The following is a 19,612-nucleotide window of genomic DNA, read 5'->3' as shown; positions in this document are numbered from 1 at the left end:
CCCGCCTTCCTCCAATCTCCGTCAGAACGTATGACGAATGCCGAGCGAGACACCTACCTTGCTGCCGTAGGTGCCTTGCGAGGCGATGAGTGTGTACCGGCCGCTGATGTTGTTGCGGTCGACTTCCAGATACACGTCGGTGCGTTTGCTCAGCTGATAGTCCGCCATGCCATAGACGGCAGTGCGTTTGCCGCCCGGCTGCGCCTGCCAGTCGACGAAGCCGCCCACGCCGAGGGTGAGTGCGGGGATCGGGTTGTAGCTCAGGCCGAGCAGCATCACGTCGTTGCGCGTTTCCACTTCACTCAACAGGCTGTGCAAATAGCCCGCCGTGGCTCGCCACTGACCGAACGCCGCACCGGTCGAGAAGCCGTACGTGTTGCGTGACTGCGTGCCGTCGGCCGAAGTCAGGCGCTGGTAGAGCAGCGTGCCGTTGACGCTGCCAGCGGTATAGCCGGCCGTCACGCCCACGCCGGAATTCGCATGCCCGTTGCCGGCCGCGTTGCCGAACGTGTAAGCCGTGCCCAGCGAAAAACCACCCGCATCCAGTGTGTACTTCACCGTGTTGTCGAGCCGGCTGCCGACGTAGTTGCTCGCCACGATCAACGTGTCGAGATTCGGATTGTTGAAGATTTGTGCAGCGCCCATGGCCTGATAGCCCACGCTGTACTGCCGCCCGATCGACAGCGCGCCGTAGCTGCCACGCAAGCCGACAAACGCCTGCCGACCGAACATCCGGCCGACGCCGTTCGACGAGTCCTGCCCGAAGCCGGCGGCTTTGGTGCCTTGCAACGACGTGCCGTCGCCGAGGTTGAAGCCGCTCTCCAGAACGAAGAACGATTCGAGATCCGGGGCGATCTGCTCCGTGCCCTTGATGCCGAAACGAGACCCGGTGAACGACCCCTGCGCGACGCCGAACTGGCGTGAGGCGCTGGCGTTGGCATTCGTCTCGTAGCGAACGGCATTGTCGATCAGGCCGTAAAGTGTGACATCGGCGTGCGCGCTGACAGGGGCGAGCATCAGGGGTGACAGGCAGGCCGCGGCGTACGCGAGGCGGCGTCGTGTTGCGAAAGGCATGAAGGGTGTCTCCGGAATGTTTTAGTTGTGTGGCGTGTTGCGATGCGGGTCAGGCGGGGGGTTACTTGGGTGGTGCGGTACGAACCGCAATGGCAAAAACGGCGCTGGCCGTGGCAAGCCACTGACCGTCGTCGTCCAGCACCTGCGCCTCGCAGAACGCGAGCGTGCGGCCACTGCGCCGCACCTGCGCGTGCGCCGTGATGCGCCCGCGTGCAGGGCGAAGGTAGTTGATCGTCAGGTTGGCGGTGCCGAGGTTGTCGACTGCACCGCTTGCCCGGGTGGCCATGCCCATCGCGGTGTCGAGCAGCGTGGCGATCAGACCGCCGTGGGCGTTGCCATGGCGGTTGGTGTGTCGCGGGAGGACGTCGCAAGTCAGAACGACGCGGCCGTCACCCGCTTCGACCAACGTAAAGCCTTGATCGAGGCAGAACTGCGACTCGATGCGCAGCGTAGCGGCGGGCAGTGTCATTGCGCAGCGGCGACGCTCAGCAGCGGGTTGAGGCCGGTGCGCGCCACGCGGCTGGCGAGTTGCCGGCCAAGCGCTGACTCGCAGGCTTGCGAGGCGGCCATCATCGCGCTCAGATCGATACCCGTGACTACGCCCATGGTTTCCAGCACGTTGACGAAGTCTTCGGTGCAGACGTTGCCGGTGACGCCGCCGCCGTATTGCACCTTTGCGGGGTGGCCGCCCACGCCGCCGAAGGCTACGTCGAAATGTGTCACCCCGGCGTCAAGCGCCGCGAGGTAATTGACGATGCCGGTGCCGCGCGTGTCGTGGAAGTGGGCAATCGCGTGCACGTCAGGGAAGGCCGCAAGCATCTGCGCGAACAGCGCTTTCGTCGACGCCTGTGTCGCGACACCGATGGTGTCGCCCAGCGTGACGTACTTCACCCCGAGTGCCGCGAAGCGCTCGACGTCTTCCATTACGCGAGCCGGATCGATCGCCCCTTCGAACGGGCAGCCGAAGGCGACCGAGATCGTGCCCACCATCCGGAACTGGCCTCGCGCTGCGGCGGCCATCTCGGCGACGCGCTGCCACTGATCGGCGCGTGACTGTTTCAGATTGCGCTCGGAATGCGCGTCGCTGGCCGAGACGAGCAGGCTGATTTCGTTCACGCCGAAACCGGCGTCGAGATCGGTCAACGCGCGCTCGACGGCGCGCGTATTCGCACACGTCGCCTTGTAATGCACGCCGTCCACACGCGGCAACTGTGCGAGCAGCGCGCTGGCATCGGCGAACTGCGGGACGACCGCCGGGTTGGAGTAGGACGTGGCTTCCACGCGACGAAAGCCGGCCTTCGCAAACTGATCGATCAACGCACGCTTCGTTTCGGTCGCAACGAATTCGCTCTCATGTTGCAGGCCGTCTCGGGCAAAGCATTCGCACAGGGTGATGTCGGACATGTTCTCGTCGGCGCAACGCGCCAAATCGGGTTCTGATGGCACGCATGAAATCATCTAATGTGATGCAATGTCAAATAATTTATAAATCGATGGGCGGCATGGAGTTGTTTGTTCGTTTTGTTTTATGGCGTTGTTTGGCGATTCAAGATCGATGGTTGATTATTTTGTTTGACTAAGTCACGTTTAGTGGATTAGGCTGGGCGCCATACCTGAATGACCTTCTGTCGATGAACCCGATGTCCCGATCCATGACCCTTCCCGAATCGTTGCTAGTAGAAGATCGCGGCGCCGTGCGCGTGATCACCATGAACCGTCCCGGCAAGCGCAACGCGCTCAATAACGAACTCACGCAGGGTTTGCTCGATGCGTTGCGAGACGCCGACCAGAACCCCGCAGTGGGCGCGATCGTGCTGGCCGGTGCCGGGCAGAGCTTCTGCGCGGGGGCCGACGTCAAGGAATTCGGTGGCTTTGTGGCGGGCGGTACCGATGCTGACGCCGCGCAGTCGGCGCTCAAACGCGCGCACCTGACGACCTCGTTGCACCGCGCGTTCACCGAGATCGGCACGCCGGTCGTCGGCGCAGCGCAGGGCTATGCCATGGGTGGCGGCGCGGGGCTGGCGCTGGCGTGCGACCTGTTGGTCGTTGGCGAGAGCCTCAAGCTCGGTTACCCGGAGCTCAAGCACGGCATCGTGGCGGCCATCGTGATGGCCAATCTGGTGCGGCAAGTTGGGCGCAAGACGGCCTTCGAGCTGGTCTCGACGGGCGACACCGTCGACGCGTCGCGGGCGATGGCGCTCGGCATTGCCAATCGCGTCAGCCCCGATGCCACGCTGGTGGACGACGCGGTGGCGCTCGCGGCGCGACTTGCGGATTACGATCCAGTGGCCATGACTGCCACCAAGCGACTGTTCCATCGCGTGGTCGACTTGCCGCTCACGCAGGCGTTTGACGTCTCGCTCGACACGAACATGATGATGCGCAGCTTCCGCAAGCCTGCGCCGAAGCAGTCATGAGCGGCCCGATGAAACCGCTCGCGGGCGTCACCATTCTCGAACTGGCGCGCGTGCTGGCCTGCCCGTTCGCGGACATGATCCTGGCGGAGCTCGGGGCCACGGTCATCAAGATCGAACAGCCGGGCAGCGGCGACGAGACGCGAACCTTCGAGCCGAAAGTCGGTGACGAGTCGGCGTACTACTTCGCGTGCAATCGCAGCAAGCAATCGGTCACGGCCAATATGAAGACCGAGGCGGGACGCCAGATCATCCGCGATCTCGCTGCGCGTGCCGACATCGTGCTCGAGAACTTTCCCGTGGGCACGCTGGCGCGCTACGGCCTCGATCAGGCAACGCTGCGCGCCGCGCATCCCAAACTGATTTACGTCTCGTGTACCGGCTTCGGGCAGACCGGCCCGTATGCGAAACGCAAGGGCTACGACACCGTCTTTCAGGCGATGGGCGGGCTGATGAGTCTGACGGGCGAGCGTGGCGGCGGCCCGGTCAAGCCGGGGCTGCCAATTGCCGATCTGTCGTCGGGATTGTGGATCGCGATTGCGATTCTGAGCGCGTTGCAAGGCCGCACGCAGACGGGCACAGGCTGTCACGTCGACTTCTCGATGCTCGACGGTCAGGTCAGTCTGCTCACGCTGGCTGCCGGCCGCTACTTCGCATTGGGCGAAGTGCCGCCGCGTCTGGGGACCGAGCACCCGGGGCGTGTGCCGTCGGCAACGTTCGCGTGCAGCGACGGGGCTTACGTGCATATCACCTGTAGCGATCAGCACTGGCTGCCATTGTGTGAGCTGCTCGGGCTGGACGAACTGGGTGCCGATTCGACGCTGGCAACCAATGCGGGCCGCGTCGAGCATCGCGAACGCGTCATGGCGGCGCTGAGTGAGGCTATCGCCGGGCGAGCGCGCCGCGAACTGTGCGATGCCTGCGACGCCGCCGGTGTGCCCGCTGGCCCGATTCAGCATGTCGACGAGGTGCTGGCCGACCCGCACGTGCTGGCGCGCGGCATGGTGGGCGAGTTCGATCACCCGACCGTGGGCAAATTCGGTGCGCTGCCGGTGCCCTTCAAATTCGATGGATTCGCCGATCCGGAAGTCGGCCGCCCGCCGCTGCTGGGGGAGCACACCGAGCCGGTGCTTGCCGGACTTGGCTACACACCCGAGAAAATCGCGGGGCTGCGCCGTGACGGCGCGATCTGAATTCGCCATTTCGTTTGACTATCGCCACGCGCGAACAGGGAAGCAACACGTATGAAAGTTTGGGAGACATTGCAGGTCGAGCGCAGCGACGCGGTTGTCGAGATCGTGCTTAACCGGCCGCAGCAGCGCAACGCGCTCAATGCCGTCATGTGCGACGAGTTGCGCGAGTGCGTGCAGGCGCTGCGCGACGATGCCACGGTGCACTGCGTGATCGTGCGTGCCAACGGACCGGTGTTCTGTGCGGGCGCCGATTTGAAAGAGCGTCAGGGGATGGGGCCGGACGAGGTGCGCGCGCGCCGCGTCAAGGCGTTCGCAGCCTATGACGCGATCGAGCAGATCGGCAAGCCGTGCATCGCACTAGTGGAAGGTCCGGCCATCGGATCGGGCGGCGAGATCGCCATGGCTTGCGACTTCATCGTCGCCACCGAGGCTGCGGCATTCCGCACCCCTGAAGCGCTGTGGGGCACGGTAGGCGCGACGCAGCGCATGCCCCGTGCCGTGGGCAAGCGTCTCGCGAAGGACATGGCATTCACCGGGCGCGCGCTCGGCGCGCAAGAGGCTCGCGAGGCCGGTCTCGTGGCTCGCGTTGTCCCGGCGGACGAGGCGCTTGAGTGCGTGCGCGGCATGGCGCAAGCGATTGCCGGGGCCCCGCCGTTGGCCATGCATCTGACCAAGGATTGCATCGACCGGGGCGTCGAGACGGACGCGGCCGGCGCGCTGGCGATCGAACTGCTCGCAATCGACACGCTGCTGCAAAGCCCGGACTGGGGCAAGAAGATTGCGAGCTTCGGCAGTGTCGCTGGCAATGGTGAAGCGACGGGAGGCCGCCATGCATGAGCCTCAAAGCGGCGCAGGGCACGAGGTTTACGCGCGCCAGTTTGGACTGGAAGGACCGGTCACGTTGCCGAATGTGCTTGCCGACCGGGCGCGCCTGACGCCTGCGGCTGAGGCGTTGGTCATCGATGGCGAGCGCATCGATTACCGCACGCTCGCGCAACGCGTGGAGCAGGCGGCTGCCCGCATGGTCGGGCTGGGCATCGGCCACGGCGAACACGTGGGCATTCTGATGGGCAACTCGGTGGATTGGGTGGTGCTGTTCTACGCGGCGGCGTCGATTGGCGCGGTCGCGGTGCCCGTCAATACGCGTTTCAAATCCGATGAGCTGAATTACTGCCTGAATCAAGGCGACGTGCGCGTGCTGTTCTACGTCGACACGTTCCTGAATATCGATTACACGCAACTGCTGCGCGGCGTAGAACCCGGCTTTGACAGCCAGTTGCCGGGCACTGTGCTGCCGTTGCTGCGACGTGCCGTGATGGTGGGCGAAGGTAAGAGCAGTGCGCGCGAGCTGCCCGCTGGTGTCGAGCATTTCGACGCGCTGCCCGATACACCGGTGCTGCGTGCCGAGGCTGCGCGTCGTGCCGCAGCGGTAGATCCCGACGATGTCTTGCTGATTCAGTACACCTCGGGCACGACGTCGTTCCCGAAGGGCGTGCTACTGCGCCATCGCAACATGTTGATGAACGCCGCCGCGTCGGCCTTGCGGATCGGTGTGCAGTCTGACGACCGGTATTTCAGCGTTCGCCCGTTCTTCCATGTGGCGGGCACCACGATGTCACTGCTGGTCTCGCTAGTGACCGGGGCTTGTCTGCTGTCGGTGCCGTCGTTCGACGTAGCGCGCGTGCTGACCATTCTCGACGAGGAGCGCTGCACGCTCACGTCAGGCAACGACACGATTTTCCTGATGATGATGGGGCACCCCGAATTCCGGCGCGAGCGCATTCATCTGCGCGGCGGCTGGGCGGCGGCAGGCCCCGAGATCATGCAGAAGATTCACGACGTGATGGGTGTGCCGTACATGGTCGGCGCCTACGGGCAGTCGGAAGCCTCGCCCAACGTGGTGCTCAACGACTGGCGCGACCCGCTGGCGCTGCGTGTCGGTGGCTGGGCGAGCCCGCATCCGGGTGTCGAGATCCGCACGGTGTCGGCGGAAACCGGCGATGTCACCGCTGCCAACGCGCCGGGCGAGATTCAAGTGCGCGGCTGGGGCGTGATGAAGGGTTACTACAACAAGCCGAAGGAGACCGCGCAGGCGCTGGGCGACGACGGCTGGTTGCGCACGGGCGATCTCGGCGTCATCGACGACGAAGGGCGGCTGCGTATGATCGGGCGGCTCAAGGACGTGTTCCGTGTCGGGGGTGAGAACGTCGCACCGGCCGAAGTGGAAGAGACGCTGTTCACGCATCCCGCCGTGCAACTCGCCCAAGTGGTCGGCGTGCCCGACGCGCGGCTCGGCGAAGTGCCCGCGGCGTTCGTTGTGCTGCGCCCGGGCGCAGAGGTCACGAGCGAGGCGCTGATCGACTGGTGCAAGTCGCGCGCCGCCAATTTCAAGGTGCCCCGTTACCTGTGCTTCGTCGACTCGTTCGACGGCATCGGCATGACGGGAAGCTCGAAAGTGCAGAAGAACAAGCTGCGCGAGTACGCCATACGGGAGTTCGGTTTGTCCTGATGCCAGAGAGCATCTGAGCCGGCTCATCAAAACAATATTGGAGGAGACATGACTTCATCTACGACGACGGCTTCACAGCCGTTCGCCGCCGCGGCGCACGCCGCCGTGCCGGACATACAGGGTGTGGAGGAGGCGACGTATCGCAAGATCGCGTGGCGCATTCTGCCGTTGCTGTTCGTTTGCTACATCATCAACTACATCGATCGCGCCAATATCGGCATCGCGCAGATTCAGTTCAAGGCGGATCTGCATTTCAGCGATCTGGTCTACGGCATCGGTGCCGGGCTGTTTTTTGTCGGCTTCCTGCTCTTCGAGGTGCCGAGCAATCTGATGCTCGCCCGTATGGGTGCCCGCAAGACGCTGTTGCGCATCATGACGCTGTGGGGCGCGGTCTCGTGCGCGATGATGTTCGTGCGCACCCCCATGGAGTTCTACGTCGCCCGCATGCTGCTCGGTGCGGCCGAGGCGGGTTTCTTTCCCGGTCTGATCCTGTATCTGAGCTACTGGTTTCCGGCGGAGCGCCGGGCGCGCGTGACGGCGCTGTCGTTCGTTGCCATTCCGATTGCGACAATGATCGGCGCGCCGACCTCGGGCTGGATCATGCGTCAGTTTCACGAAGTGCATGGTTTGGCGGGCTGGCAGTGGATGTTTCTGCTCGAAGGGTTGCCGGCCATTGTGCTGGGCGTGGTGGTGTTCTTCAGTCTGGAAGACCGCCCGGAATCGGCCAAATGGCTCACGGCCGATGAGAAGGCGAGACTCACGCAGGCATTGAGCGTTGAGCGTGCGCAGAAGGCGGGTAAGACCGCGCACGGCCACGGGAAAGGCGGCACGCTGGCAGCACTCGGCGACTGGCGTGTTTATGTGGCGGGGCTTGTCTCGTTCTGTGCATATGTGCTGGCCAGTACCATCGCATTCTTCGCGCCGGTGGTGATTCAGGCCACGGGCGTGCGCGACACCTTCCACGTCGGATTGCTGTCGGCGCTGCCACCTGTCGTCGGTATCGTTGCAATGCTGATCGTGAGCCGTCATTCCGACCGCCATCGAGAGCGTCGCTGGCACGCGGCGTTGCCGTTGATGTGCGCGGCGATCAGCCTGATGGTCATGCCCTATATGTCGCACAACCTCGTGCTGGCGGTGCTGCTGCTGGCGATTGCCACGGCGGGGCATTTGTCGAGCCTGTCGGTGTTCTGGACGATTCCGTCGACGTATCTCGCGCCGGCCAGTGCGGCCGCCGGTATTGCCGTGGTGAGCAGCATCGGCGCGCTGGGCGGATTGGTCGGGCCGAGCGTCATCGGCTATATCAAATCGGTCACGGGCAATCTGGCGTTGGGGTTGCAGGTGGCGGGCTGCATCGTGCTCTTCGGTGGCTTCTTGCTGCTGATAGGGATTCCCGCGCGCCTGCTGCCCAAGACTGGCGCGGGCCGCGCGTAACGTGAAGTCCGGCGCACCTGTGCTCGCACGGGTGCGCGTTTGACCGGGCATTGGCGAGGCGATAGCATGACGCCATCCCAATCCCGGCGCTCCCGTCACATGCCCAAGTCCAACCCCAAGCCTTCGGGCTCGCCTGAACCGGTGAGCGCAGCACCTTCCGACTTGCGGCAGCTCACGTCGTTTCAGTTGCGTCAACTGACGAACATCTACACGAAGGGATCGTCGAGCGTCTACGAGCGAAACTTCGGTCTGACGCTTAACGAGTGGCGCTCCATCGCGCTGCTGCACAGCATCTCCGGCATGTCGCTCAATCGGCTCGCCGAGCAAGCCCAATTCGACCGAGGGTTGATGAGCCGCACCGTCACGACGCTCGAATCCCGTGGCATTCTCCAGCGCAGCACCGACAGTTCGGATGCGCGCGGTGTGGTGATCTCGCTCACGCCGCATGGCCGCGATCTCGTCAAACAAGTCTTTCCCGTCGCCGAAGAGCTCAACGAGCGGCTGCTATCGGTGCTCACGCGCGCCGAGCGTGATGCTTTGCCTAAAATACTTGATAAACTCACTTATCAGGCGAGAATTATGCTGGATCAAGAGCGGGAAGAAGCGGGGGATGGCGGCTAACCTGTCGAAGTCATTGCTGTAATTTATTTGACTTTGTCTCCTATGTCCCTTAGATTGACGTGCATCGTCAATGCGCGCTCGCGCGGCAATTCCAGGGACTTTTCATGCTTCAGACCCGACTCACCCGCCTGCTGAACATTCGCTATCCCATCATTCAGGCCGGGATGAGCTGGGCCTCGTCAAATGCCGCGCTGCCCGCTGCGGTGTCGAAGGCCGGTGGCCTCGGGGTGATTGCCGCCGGGCCGATGTACCTTGATGCGTTTCGCGCGACCGTGCGCGAAGTCAAAGCCGCGACCAACGGTGCGTTCGCCGTCAACATTCCGCTTTATCGTCCGCAAGCCGAGCTATTTCTCGACGTGATCGAAGAAGAGGGCGTGCCGGTGGTCATCGCCTCGCAAGGGGGACCGAAAGCACATCTGGCGCGTTTTCACGCGCGTGGCGTGCGATGGATTCACGTGGTTTCGACGATGGCGCACGCCCGCAAGGCAGCGGATGCCGGCGTCGATGCGCTTGTTGTTGTCGGCGCGGAAGCGGGTGGGCACCCCCCCGCTAACGGCGTCAGCACGTTGGTGGCCGTGCGTCGCGCGGTGCAGGAATTCGACCTGCCGATCGTGGCGGGTGGGGGTGTCGCCGATGGTTATGGTGTGGCGGCGCTGCTGGCGCTCGGTGCCGATGCCGTGCAGTTGGGGACGCGCTTTCTGGCAACCCGCGAGGCCGGTGTCCACGAGAACTACAAGCGTGCAGTACTCGAAACCGAGATTGATGCCACCGCGCTCGTCGGCGTGCGTGGCTTGCCGGTGCGCATGACGCGCAATCGTTTTGCCGAGCGCGTGCTGCAAGCCGACCGTGACGAACCGGATGCCGACGCCTACGACGCTCTGTTCAAATCCAGCTCGCTCAAGCAGGCGGCGCTCGATGGCGACATCGACTGGGGGAAGGTGGAACTCGGGCAGTCGGCCGGACTCATCGACGATCTGCCCGGTGCGGCCGACGTCATGGCCCGGCTGGTGGAAGAATACGAAGCGGCCGCCCGTCGGATTGCCGGTTGAACGACGGGGCTCAGGCGCCGAGGGCGCGGTAGCGCCGGCTCAATGCCGATAGTAGTGCGTTGCCAGCCAGTGCAAACAGCATCAGAAACAACGCGACGGCCATGATCGTATCGATATTGCCCAGATTCATCGCATTCGATAGCTGATGGCCGAGCCCCTTCTGCGACGCGAACATCTCGCCGATCAACACGCCCAGCAGCGACAGCGAGAATCCCAACCGCACGCCCGACAGCACTTCGGGCAGCACGGCAGGCAGCACGACGCGCAGTGCAATTTGGCTTCGCGACAGATGCATCGCGTGGGCGGCACGAAAGTACACGGGTTTGATCTGCCGGATGCCGTTCATCGTGAAGATGAGGATCGGGATCAAGCCGTGCATCACCCCGAAGGCCACCTTGGCCGCGAGCCCCAGACCGAAGATCAGCAGCACCAGCGGGTACAGCGTCACCTTCGGCAGCGAGTAGAGATTGACGAGAATCGGCTCGGCCACGTTGGCGGCGAGGCGATTCGCTCCCAGCCCCAGTCCTAAGGCAATGCCGCCCGCCACGGCGATCACCAGTGCGTAGATCAGTGCGAGGCCAGTCTCCGCCGCATCGTCCCAGAACGACGCCGTGCCCATCATCTGCCAGAGCCCTTGTGCCGTGGCCGAGGGTGAGCTGAGTGCTGCGCCGTTGAGCCAGTGCACCGCTTGCCATAGGCCAATCAAAACGAGCAGGACGGCCAGTGTGCCGAGCGGGTTGGGTTTTTTCGTGTCCATGAATCGATGCCGATCAGCGGCGGCTGCGCGCCTGAAAGCGCGCATCGACGTGGTTGAGTACGCCATTCACCACCGTCACCGTGACCAGCACCGTGAGCATCAGGGCGTACATGTCGGCATTCTCGAAATTGTTATACGCGTAGCTGATGGCGTAACCGATGCCCGAGCCCGACAGGATGAACTCGGAGGCGATCACACCGATGAAGGCGTGCGACACCGCGAGGCGCACACCGCTGAACAGATGGGGCAGGGCTGCCGGAAATTTCACATGCCAGACGGCCTGCCAGCGCGAGAGCCGCATCACGCGGGCCGTCTTTGAAAACGAGCGGGGGATGCGATCGAGGCCGGTCATCGTCGCCGTAATCATCGAGACCACGGCCAGCAGGGAGGCGATGGCGATGATCGGCAACGGGCCGACGCCGAACAACACGATGAACACGGGATAGAACGCGAACGTCGGCACCGCGTAATAGCTGGCGATCAACGGCTCCAGCGCGCGGCGTACGCCCGGCAATGTGTGTATGACGAGTCCGGCGGCAAAGCCGAATCCCACGGCGCAAACCGAGGCGACGGCGATGCTGGCGAAGCTCGTGAGGATGTCGTGCGTGAAGCGCCCCTCACGCAGCACGTCGATGGCGTGCGCTGCCATCGCGCTCGGGGCGATCATGACCGATGCCGGGATCGTGCCGATGCGGCACAGCGCTTCGACCAGCAATACGAGGCCCACGACGATACCGGCGCGGATGAGACGTTCAGTGCGAATCATGACGATGTGTTCGGGCGCTCTGCGTCCCCCATCGCTTTGAGCGACTCGGCGCGCAGTGTCTCCCACAGGCGCGCCGTGATTTCACCGAAGCGCGGCGTGGTGACAACCCGGCTGTCGCGTTGCGGTGCCCAGCCGGTGTCGATGACGTCGATAAAGCGCCCGGGGCGAGCGGACATGACACCGACGCGGTCCGATAGCACGGCCGCTTCGTCGAGTGCGTGCGTGATCAACAACACGGTGGCAGACGTTTCACGCCACAGCCGAAGCAATTCGTCGCCCATGAGCATGCGGGTCTGCTGATCCAACGCGCCGAACGGCTCGTCGAGCAGAATCAGGCGCGGGGCAATCACGAGCGTGCGGGCGATGCACATGCGTTGGCGCATGCCGCCCGAGAGCTGCGCGGGATACGCGTTCGCAAAGTCGCGCAATCCCATGAAACCAAGCGCATAGCCGACGCGGCGTGCCACTTCGGCACCGTCGATGCCCGCCATGCGCAGGCCGAAGCCGATGTTCTCGCGCACGGTCAGCCACGGAAACGATGCGTCTTCCTGAAACACCACGCCGACACCGTCGGGCACGCCGTTCACCGGCTGGCCTTCGAAATGCACGGTTCCGGTGGTCGGTTTTGCCAGCCCGGCAATCAGTTCGAGCAAGGTCGATTTGCCGCAACCGGAAGGCCCCACGACGGAGAAGAACTCGCCTTTGCGCAGCGTCAGATCGATGGGGCCGAGCGCCTGCATCCGCGTCTTTCCGGCCGTCTTTGCGCCGGGGGTGTCGAAGTCTTTCGTCACGCCCGCCAGCACGGCGTGCGGCTCATGGCCGGCATGCGGCGTCGCGACGCCGTCCACCAGATGCAGATGCGGGCCCGGGTACTGCGAAGTCATAGCTGGCCCTTCGCGCGAATGTCGGCCGGCAGGAAGCGTGAATCGATCAGCTTCGCCCAATCGACATCGTCCTTGATCTCGCCGATGAGCTTGAGCCCGCTGGCAACACGATCTAGCTCGGCGCGGTCGAATTGACCCTGACTCCACATGTGCGAACGCACCATGTTGTCGACGGCCTCTTTCGCAACGTCCGGCGAGAGTTTGAATTGGGCCGCGAGCAGTTTTGCCGCGCCGGACGGGTTGGCATACGTGGCATCCACCCCGGCACGGCGGCCGGCGATGATCGCGCGCAGCGTGTCCGGGTGCGATTGAGCGAACGCGCGCGTGGTGATGCCCACGGAGGTCGTCATCGGCTTGAGTACATCCCCCGCGCGGTAGAGCGTACGGTATTGGGATTTGCGCAGGATCGACAGCGGCTCGATCGCGACGGCACCGGCCACGGCGCCCTGTTCCAGCATGGTCATGCCGTTGACGTAGCCGCCCGAGGCCACACGCGTGATCTTCGAGGCGTCGATGCCTTTTTCGCGCAAAACCATGAGGAAGAGCATTTCAGACACGCTCTTCGGCGAAGTGATGGCCACCTTCTTGCCGACGAGGTCGTTCAGCGAGTGGATGGCGCTGTCCGGCATCGTGACCATCGACGCCTCGGCCACGCTGCGCGTGCCGACGTTCACGATCACGATGTCGAGCCCCTGGCGCGCCGCGGCGAGTGCGGCCGACACGGCGACTTCACCGTAAGGGGTTTTGCTCGCGAGGATATTGCGCACCGTGGTGCCGCCGCCGCCCGAGCTGAGAATGCCGGTGATGTCGACGCCCGCCTTCTTGAACAGGCCGCCGTCCATGGCCACCGCGTAGGGCAGGCCGTACAGGCTGCTGCCCCATTGGGTGACGGAAATCTCTTCGGCGTGGGCAGCACGCGAAGCCGGCAGAAGGAGGACGCCCGCCAGTGCAAACAGGTGAGCGAGTTGGAACAGCCTTTTCATCATCTACTCCGGGTCAAGCCAGCCGGCGCATCACTGCGCGCCGGGAAAAAGTCAAAGACGAGTGCGCCTTGTCGCGTCGGTATCGGGCCGATGGCCGCCGCGAAGGCGTCTTTCAAGCGGAGAAAGCGCTCAATCATACCTTCACGATGCGGCGGGCGTGGCGTTGGTCTGCATGCTCTGGCGTTCGTCGTTAGTATTGACGGCAAATCGAGACGGCGGGTGCAGGCGAATGCCCGGGGGCATCGCCCGCCACGTCGGCTGTTTGATACTACGAGGCTGTCCATGCGCATTACGGCGATTCGCGAACACACCATCCCCGTTTCTCGCTACGCCGACCCGGCTATCCCATCGGGCGGTTTGACGACGAGTCTGGTCGCTGTCACGACCGACGTGATACGCGATGGCAAACCGGTGATCGGCTACGGATATGCGTCCATCGGACGTTTCGGGCAGGGCGGATTGATTCGCGAACGATTTGCCCCGCGTCTGTTGGCGGCCCGAGACAGTGACCTTGTCGACGACAGCGGCAGCCATCTGGACCCGTTGCGTGCATGGGACGTGATGATGGCTGGCGAGAAGCCCGGCGGTCACGGCGAGCGATGCGTCGCCGTGGGCACGCTGGACATGGCGATCTGGGACGCTGCTGCCAAGATCGCGGGCTTGCCGCTGTATCGCTTTCTCGCCGATAAGCTGGGCCGGGACGTGCCGCATGCGCCCCGCGTGGCTGTCTATGCGGGCGGCGGTTATCAGTACCCGCACGACGATCTGGCGCGCTTGTCCGACGAGATAAAGCGCTGTGTGGATCTCGGCTTTACGCACGCGAAGATCAAGATCGCCAGCGCGCCGCTGGATCAGGATCTGCGCCGTATCGAAGCGGCGGCGCGTCAATTGACCGATGCGAGCCATCTGGCCGTCGATGCCATGAACCGGTTCGATCTTGAGGCCGGACTGACTGTCGCCAGAGCGCTCGCCGGGTACCGACTTCACTGGTTCGAGGACATTTGCGACCCGCTCGACTTCGCGACACAGGCCGACATTGCGGCGGCGTACGGCGGTGCGATTGCGGCAGGCGAGGCGCTGTTCTCGCAGGCCGAGGCAAGACTGCTCGCACGCCACGGCGGGTTGAGCCCGGCCCGCGACGTGCTCGTGTTCGATCCCGTGCATTGCTATGGCGTGCCCGGCTATCTGCGGATTATCGAGACGATGACGGCGGCCGGCTGGGCGCGCGGCGCGTTCTGGCCACATGGCGGGCATCTGTTCTCGTTGCATCTGTGCGCAGCGCTCGGGCTGGGCGGCGCGGAGGTCACGCCGTTCGCTTTCGCACCGTTCTGCGGATTGGCCGAGGGCTTGCCGGTGATGCAGGGCCATACCGGCGTGCCGCAAGCGCCCGGCATCGGATTCGAGACGAACCCTGCGATCCGGCAAGCTTTTCAGGCGCTGCATTGAGATGACCTGACTCTGCCGTGACCGGTGGCGCGCGTCGCGTGGAGACTCAACTTCAATGCCATAACGAGGGCCCATAGGTCCGCACGAAGAACACGAGCGTGACGCAGTACGTCAGCAGCAGGGTGCCTGCGCGGATGACATGCGAAGGGGCGCGGCGGCCGGCGTGGGCGCCGAGATAGCCGCCGACGGTCGCGGCAATGAGCATTGTGATCGTCTCGGGCCATTGCACGGCGTGTGCACCGATGAAGATGGAGACGGCACTCGCGTTGGCGACCGTCACGAGCAGCGTGCGAAGCGCGTTCAGGCCCTTGATGTCGCGCCCGTCGAGCAGCCCCCAGACGGCCACCATCATGATGCCGACCGCGCCGCCGAAGTAACCGCCGTAGATGCCCAGCAGGAACTGGATCGCCAGCACCGCATGCGCGTGAATGGTCCAACGTCCGCGCAACGCTTCACCGAGTCGTCGGCCGAAGGTCAGTGCAAGGCTGGCAAGGAGCAGCAACCACGGCAGCGCAAACGAGAACGCCTGCGACGACGTGTGCAGCAGCAAGCCAGCGCCCGCGAATCCGCCCAATAGCGTGGTGATCAGCAGGGCGCGCATCGACACCCGCCCAATCGGGCTGATGTCATGGCGGTACACCCAGGCGCTGGCGACGCCGCTGGGGAACAGCGCGACGGTGCTGGAGGCGTTCGCCTGCACCGGGGGCACGCCGACCGCGATCAGCGCGGGCAGGCTCACGAACGAACCGCCGCCGGCCAGCGCATTCATCGCACCGGCCAGCAGGCCCGCGCCGGAAATAAGAACCAGTGATTGCATGGAGATGTCCATGGCTCGCAACGATTGACAGCTTAGGCATGACGCTTTACTTTGTAAAGCATGACGACGCCAAAAATCGGACAATCCGTACGAGGATCGAAGTCGGGCCGACCCATCATGGTCGTGCTGGACTTGCTGGGACGGCGCACTGCGTTGCGAATCCTGTGGGAGCTGCGCGGTGCGCCGATGACGTTTCGGGCGCTGCAAGAGGCGTGCGAGACGAATGCGCGTTTGCTCAATACCCGGCTGACGGAATTGAAGGCGACGGGACTGGTCGAGCATGCCGAAGGCGGATATCGCATGACCGATGAGGGCCGGCGGCTGGAGGCGGCGCTACAGCCACTGTTGGGCTGGGCGAAGCAATGGGCCACGCGAGACCCGGCCGGGTTCGACGCGGCCGACCACGAATAATCCGACTGATGCCGTGATCCACATCACGCCGCATCGCGACACACCACTTCAAGACAACGACACGACCTATGCCGACGCAAGCTATCCGGGCTGTGATTTTCGATTTCGATCTGACGCTGGCCGACTCCTCCGAGGCCATTGTCGAATGCACGCAATACGCGCTGACGCGTCTCGAATGCGAGATGGCGACACCGGCGCAGATTCGCGGCGTGATCGGGCTGCCGCTGCCGGTCATGTTTCACACGCTGAGCGGGGATGAGGATGCTGCCCGCGCCGAGGCGTTCGTGCGGCATTTCGTGTCGCGCGCCGACGAGATCATGGTGCAATCGACGCACATCTATCCCGAAGTCCCGGGCTTGCTGGTGGCGCTGCGTGAGCAAGGGCTGGCGGTCGCGATCGTTTCGACCAAGTTCCGCCACCGGATCGATGCCATTCTCACGCGGGCCGGACTGCGCTCGCAGGTCGACGTGATCGTCGGCGGAGACGACGTGCAGCGCCACAAGCCGGACCCTGAGGGGATCACGCAGGCGCTGGGGCATCTGGGCCTTGTGGCGGCGCAGGCGATCTACGTGGGCGATCACGCGGTCGATGCGCAAGCGGCCGAGGGGGCCGGCACCGGGTTTATCGGCATGGTGAGCGGGACCACTTCGTTTGACGCGTGGTCCGCTGCCGGAAAAATGGCGGTGACACACCACGTGGGCGAAGTGGCTGATCTCGTCGCGGGCGCGGCGTCGGCACATCGCTAACGGATGGGGCGTGCGCCAAAGTTATAAAATCCGTCTATCCCACGCCATTGCTTCCGAGTTCCTCACCGCATGCCCAAGCCGACGAAAGCCGAAATCAACGCCGATATCATCGAACGCGCCGCGGGGCTGTTTGCCCGCCACGGGTTCGAGCAGACGTCGCTCCAGCAGATTGCCGACGCGGTCAATTACTCCAAGGCCGGGCTGCTGCATCACTTCCCGAGCAAACTGGCGATCTACGAAGCTGCTGTCGACGTGGTACGCAACCACATGATCGAGTTGCGCGAGCGGGTGAAGGGGATTCCGGTCGGCATCGAGCGCGACCGGGTGCTGGTCGACGATGCCTTGCAGTTCACGTACGACTGGCCGGGCGTGTCGGCGTTTTCCAACCGGATCTCCGACAACGCGCCGGACGGCGATCCGGCGTTGATCGAAATCGGCATGATTCTCTATGACGCGCTGGGCATCGATCTGACGAAGCTCGATCTCGAACGTATCGTGCGCGTGACCAGCGCATTCGCCGGTCTGGGCGCAACCGCCTTGCAGGCCGTGCGCGCCGATCAGAAGCGCGAGTGGCGGCCAATCATTACGCAGGCCGCCATGGAAGCGCTCGGTCACGGCAAGCGCTGACGCGCTTTATCTTCCGAACTTCTTAATCCTTTCTGAGCGCCGCGACCTGACGTTTCCACAACGTCCACGGCCGCTCCATCACGCCAAGATTGGTCGCCGTCGAGCGTTTGCCTTCCTCTTCATCGAGATAGGTCACGTCGCCACCGAGCGTGACGGCCTTGTACTGCATGTCGGCGTTCAGCGAGGTGTAGATCGCGCGATACACCGACGCGGGCAGTGACGGGCCGGTGGTCACGAAGCCGTGGCCGCGCATCAGCGCAACGTCGAAGTCCCCCAGCGTGTCGGCCAGTGCCTTGCCCTGATCGCTGTTGCGCACGAGCATGTCGGTGCAACCGAAGCAATGGCGGATGTCGAACACCGGAGAGCCGCTGCCGAGAAAACCCGCCATGTGATACACCGGGCGCAGGCGCACGCTCGACGCCGCGAACGGAATCACCGACGGCGCATGGCTGTGCACGATCGACATAACATCGGGCCGCGCGCGGTAAATCTCGCTGTGAATCCACGTCTCCAGATAGCGCTTGCGCGTGTCGCCGTCGACCGGCTGGCAATCGAAGTCGAGGGTGAGGATGTCGTCGGGCGTGACCAGCTCCGGCGCCATCGACTGCGCGATCAGGAAATGCTGCGGGTTGCGCGGATCGCGCGCGCTCACGTGACCGAAGCCATCGAGCACTTCGTGATGCGCAAGGATATGGTTGGCCGAAGCGAGGTCTTCCAGCAGTTGCGCGATGGATTGTGCGTCGTGCTCGGTGACGGCGGGGGTGTAGGGCGTGGTGGTTTGCATCATGGTGTTCAGCGAAAAATTGCGACAAAAAATGGCGATGGAAGGGGGTGTCTCAGACTCGGACTGCCGCGTGCATTTCGGGCGGAAACAGGTCGTCGGCCTGCATCGAGCGATGGCAAACGCCTTGTTCGAAGGCAAAGCGCAGGAAGGCGTCGAGGGTGATGCGATTGGCAGCAATGCCGTAGGGCCATGGGTCGGCACCGAACATGGCGCGCGCTGACGCCGTGTGCTCGCTCATCCACGGCAACGGGAAGTGCGAACACGTGATGTCGTCGAGCCGCGCCACGCTGGCGTCTTTCGCCTGCGTGAAGGCCTTCAGCAGGTTGCCCGCGATCCAGCGGTTGGCGGCAAACACCTCACGACGCATCACGATCAGATGCATGATCGGGAAGATGCCGGTCTTGCCGAAATAGGCGCGTTCTTCCCCCGCAAAGTCCTTGAACAGACGCACGACTTCGCCTTCCCGTCCGGGCGGTGGTGCGGGAGGTCGCGCACTGAGGATGGCGTCGATCTCGCCGTCGAGCAGCAGCGCGGTGAGCGAGCGATCGGGTGACGGCCGGTAACGCACACCGGCGGGAAGTTGCACGTCCACCTTTTCGCGCCGCCCCGCCTGATTCACACCGCCTTGCACCCACTCGATGTCTTCCAGCGCGACACCCTGCTCGTGGGCCAGCCACCCGCGCGAATAGACGGCGGCGGTCTGCGCCCACTCGGGCACGCCGACGCGTTTGCCGCGCAGGTCAGCCGGCGAGCGCACGCTGCCATCGCTGCGCACATACAGCGACGAGAGCCGGAACACCCGGGAGGGAAACACCGGCAAGCCGATCAGACGATCGTCGCCCTGCGAGCGCAGTGACGCGTACTTCGCCAGCGACATCTCCGAGAGGTCCCATTCCTGAAAGTGGGTGGTGCGATAAAAGATCTCCTCGACCGGCAGCACCGACGGCACCAGTTCGATACCTTCGGCGGCGACACGGCCGGTGAGCAGGTCGCGCACATGGTCATAGTCGTTGACGGCGAGCGAGAGCGTGAGCTTGGACATGACGCGTTCCAATGTCGGGGGAAGGGCGCGGACATCGCTCGGATGCCCGCGCCGAACT

General features: G+C 64.2%; 21 protein-coding genes. 11 read left to right on the top strand and 10 right to left on the bottom strand.

Annotated elements, in window-relative coordinates:
• Window positions 1–21: 21 nt before the first annotated feature.
• From CDV44_RS13970 to CDV44_RS13960, 3 genes are all read right to left on the bottom strand, one after another.
• The gene (locus CDV44_RS13970) at window positions 22–1,074 is read right to left on the bottom strand and encodes a porin (protein WP_087688526.1); all 1,053 of its coding nucleotides are present in this window, start codon (window positions 1,072–1,074) and stop codon (window positions 22–24) included.
• 61 nt (window positions 1,075–1,135) lie between these two features.
• Window positions 1,136–1,543, bottom strand: a complete 408-nt coding sequence (locus tag CDV44_RS13965; RefSeq protein ID WP_087688525.1) for a PaaI family thioesterase — start codon at window positions 1,541–1,543, stop codon at window positions 1,136–1,138.
• Complete coding sequence (locus CDV44_RS13960) at window positions 1,540–2,478, bottom strand: hydroxymethylglutaryl-CoA lyase (RefSeq protein ID WP_087688524.1); 939 nt, start codon at window positions 2,476–2,478, stop codon at window positions 1,540–1,542. Before CDV44_RS13960 ends, CDV44_RS13965 begins: the two co-directional genes overlap by 4 nt.
• Before the next feature lie 248 nt (window positions 2,479–2,726).
• On the opposite strand from CDV44_RS13960, the gene CDV44_RS13955 reads away from it, so the two are divergent.
• From CDV44_RS13955 to CDV44_RS13925, 7 genes are all read left to right on the top strand, one after another.
• A complete protein-coding gene (locus CDV44_RS13955; protein ID WP_087688523.1) occupies window positions 2,727–3,491 on the top strand; it encodes an enoyl-CoA hydratase/isomerase family protein in 765 nt (254 codons plus the stop codon).
• Window positions 3,488–4,681, top strand: a complete 1,194-nt coding sequence (locus CDV44_RS13950) for a CaiB/BaiF CoA-transferase family protein (protein WP_249277543.1) — start codon at window positions 3,488–3,490, stop codon at window positions 4,679–4,681. Before CDV44_RS13955 ends, CDV44_RS13950 begins: the two co-directional genes overlap by 4 nt.
• A 51-nt stretch (window positions 4,682–4,732) precedes the next feature.
• The gene (locus CDV44_RS13945) at window positions 4,733–5,518 is read left to right on the top strand and encodes an enoyl-CoA hydratase/isomerase family protein (RefSeq protein ID WP_087688522.1); all 786 of its coding nucleotides are present in this window, start codon (window positions 4,733–4,735) and stop codon (window positions 5,516–5,518) included.
• Window positions 5,511–7,190 carry an AMP-binding protein gene (locus CDV44_RS13940; RefSeq protein ID WP_087688771.1) on the top strand — a complete coding sequence of 560 codons (1,680 nt, stop codon included), beginning with the start codon at window positions 5,511–5,513 and terminating at the stop codon, window positions 7,188–7,190. The genes CDV44_RS13945 and CDV44_RS13940 overlap by 8 nt, the downstream gene beginning before the upstream one ends.
• Window positions 7,191–7,238: 48 nt before the next feature.
• Complete coding sequence (locus CDV44_RS13935) at window positions 7,239–8,621, top strand: MFS transporter (protein ID WP_087688521.1); 1,383 nt, start codon at window positions 7,239–7,241, stop codon at window positions 8,619–8,621.
• 66 nt (window positions 8,622–8,687) lie between these two features.
• Window positions 8,688–9,242 (top strand): MarR family winged helix-turn-helix transcriptional regulator, encoded by a 555-nt coding sequence (locus CDV44_RS13930; protein ID WP_087688520.1) that lies wholly within the window; start codon window positions 8,688–8,690, stop codon window positions 9,240–9,242.
• A 104-nt stretch (window positions 9,243–9,346) separates the two neighbouring features.
• Window positions 9,347–10,291, top strand: a complete 945-nt coding sequence (locus tag CDV44_RS13925; RefSeq protein ID WP_087688519.1) for a nitronate monooxygenase family protein — start codon at window positions 9,347–9,349, stop codon at window positions 10,289–10,291.
• 10 nt (window positions 10,292–10,301) lie between these two features.
• Here CDV44_RS13925 and CDV44_RS13920 read toward each other — a convergent pair whose 3' ends face one another.
• Genes CDV44_RS13920 through CDV44_RS13905 form a run of 4 tightly spaced genes read right to left on the bottom strand, consistent with a single transcriptional unit; the run spans window position 10,302 to window position 13,681 of the window.
• Entirely contained in the window at window positions 10,302–11,048 is a 747-nt protein-coding gene (locus tag CDV44_RS13920; RefSeq protein WP_087688518.1) for an ABC transporter permease, read from the bottom strand.
• 13 nt (window positions 11,049–11,061) lie between these two features.
• A complete protein-coding gene (locus CDV44_RS13915; protein WP_087688517.1) occupies window positions 11,062–11,814 on the bottom strand; it encodes an ABC transporter permease in 753 nt (250 codons plus the stop codon).
• A complete protein-coding gene (locus tag CDV44_RS13910) occupies window positions 11,811–12,698 on the bottom strand; it encodes an ABC transporter ATP-binding protein (RefSeq protein WP_087688516.1) in 888 nt (295 codons plus the stop codon). The genes CDV44_RS13915 and CDV44_RS13910 overlap by 4 nt, the downstream gene beginning before the upstream one ends.
• The gene (locus CDV44_RS13905) at window positions 12,695–13,681 is read right to left on the bottom strand and encodes an ABC transporter substrate-binding protein (RefSeq protein ID WP_249277542.1); all 987 of its coding nucleotides are present in this window, start codon (window positions 13,679–13,681) and stop codon (window positions 12,695–12,697) included. The genes CDV44_RS13910 and CDV44_RS13905 overlap by 4 nt, the downstream gene beginning before the upstream one ends.
• Before the next feature lie 282 nt (window positions 13,682–13,963).
• Here CDV44_RS13905 and CDV44_RS13900 point away from each other — a divergent pair, with 282 nt between their 5' ends.
• On the top strand, window positions 13,964–15,127 hold the full coding sequence (locus CDV44_RS13900) for an enolase C-terminal domain-like protein (RefSeq protein ID WP_087688514.1): 1,164 nt from the start codon (window positions 13,964–13,966) through the stop codon (window positions 15,125–15,127).
• A gap of 52 nt (window positions 15,128–15,179) precedes the next feature.
• On the opposite strand, the gene CDV44_RS13895 is transcribed toward CDV44_RS13900, so the two are convergent.
• Window positions 15,180–15,944 (bottom strand): sulfite exporter TauE/SafE family protein, encoded by a 765-nt coding sequence (locus tag CDV44_RS13895; protein ID WP_087688770.1) that lies wholly within the window; start codon window positions 15,942–15,944, stop codon window positions 15,180–15,182.
• Window positions 15,945–16,061: 117 nt separating this feature from the next.
• Between CDV44_RS13895 and CDV44_RS13890 the strand changes: the two genes are divergently transcribed.
• From CDV44_RS13890 to CDV44_RS13880, 3 genes are all read left to right on the top strand, one after another.
• Entirely contained in the window at window positions 16,062–16,355 is a 294-nt protein-coding gene (locus CDV44_RS13890; RefSeq protein ID WP_371328761.1) for a winged helix-turn-helix transcriptional regulator, read from the top strand.
• Between the two features lie 68 nt (window positions 16,356–16,423).
• Complete coding sequence (locus CDV44_RS13885; RefSeq protein WP_087688512.1) at window positions 16,424–17,101, top strand: HAD family hydrolase; 678 nt, start codon at window positions 16,424–16,426, stop codon at window positions 17,099–17,101.
• A 69-nt stretch (window positions 17,102–17,170) separates the two neighbouring features.
• Window positions 17,171–17,728 carry a TetR/AcrR family transcriptional regulator gene (locus tag CDV44_RS13880; protein ID WP_087688511.1) on the top strand — a complete coding sequence of 186 codons (558 nt, stop codon included), beginning with the start codon at window positions 17,171–17,173 and terminating at the stop codon, window positions 17,726–17,728.
• A gap of 22 nt (window positions 17,729–17,750) precedes the next feature.
• Here CDV44_RS13880 and CDV44_RS13875 read toward each other — a convergent pair whose 3' ends face one another.
• On the bottom strand, window positions 17,751–18,515 hold the full coding sequence (locus CDV44_RS13875) for a class II aldolase/adducin family protein (RefSeq protein ID WP_371328760.1): 765 nt from the start codon (window positions 18,513–18,515) through the stop codon (window positions 17,751–17,753).
• Window positions 18,516–18,564: 49 nt separating this feature from the next.
• Complete coding sequence (locus CDV44_RS13870) at window positions 18,565–19,554, bottom strand: 4,5-dihydroxyphthalate decarboxylase (RefSeq protein WP_087688510.1); 990 nt, start codon at window positions 19,552–19,554, stop codon at window positions 18,565–18,567.
• Between the last annotated feature and the right edge of the window lie 58 nt (window positions 19,555–19,612).

Source organism: Pandoraea sp. PE-S2R-1 (assembly GCF_002179865.1).
Taxonomy (GTDB): domain Bacteria; phylum Pseudomonadota; class Gammaproteobacteria; order Burkholderiales; family Burkholderiaceae; genus Pandoraea.
Note: the sequence above shows the minus strand (reverse complement) of the source record. Positions and strands in the feature narration are given on the sequence as shown.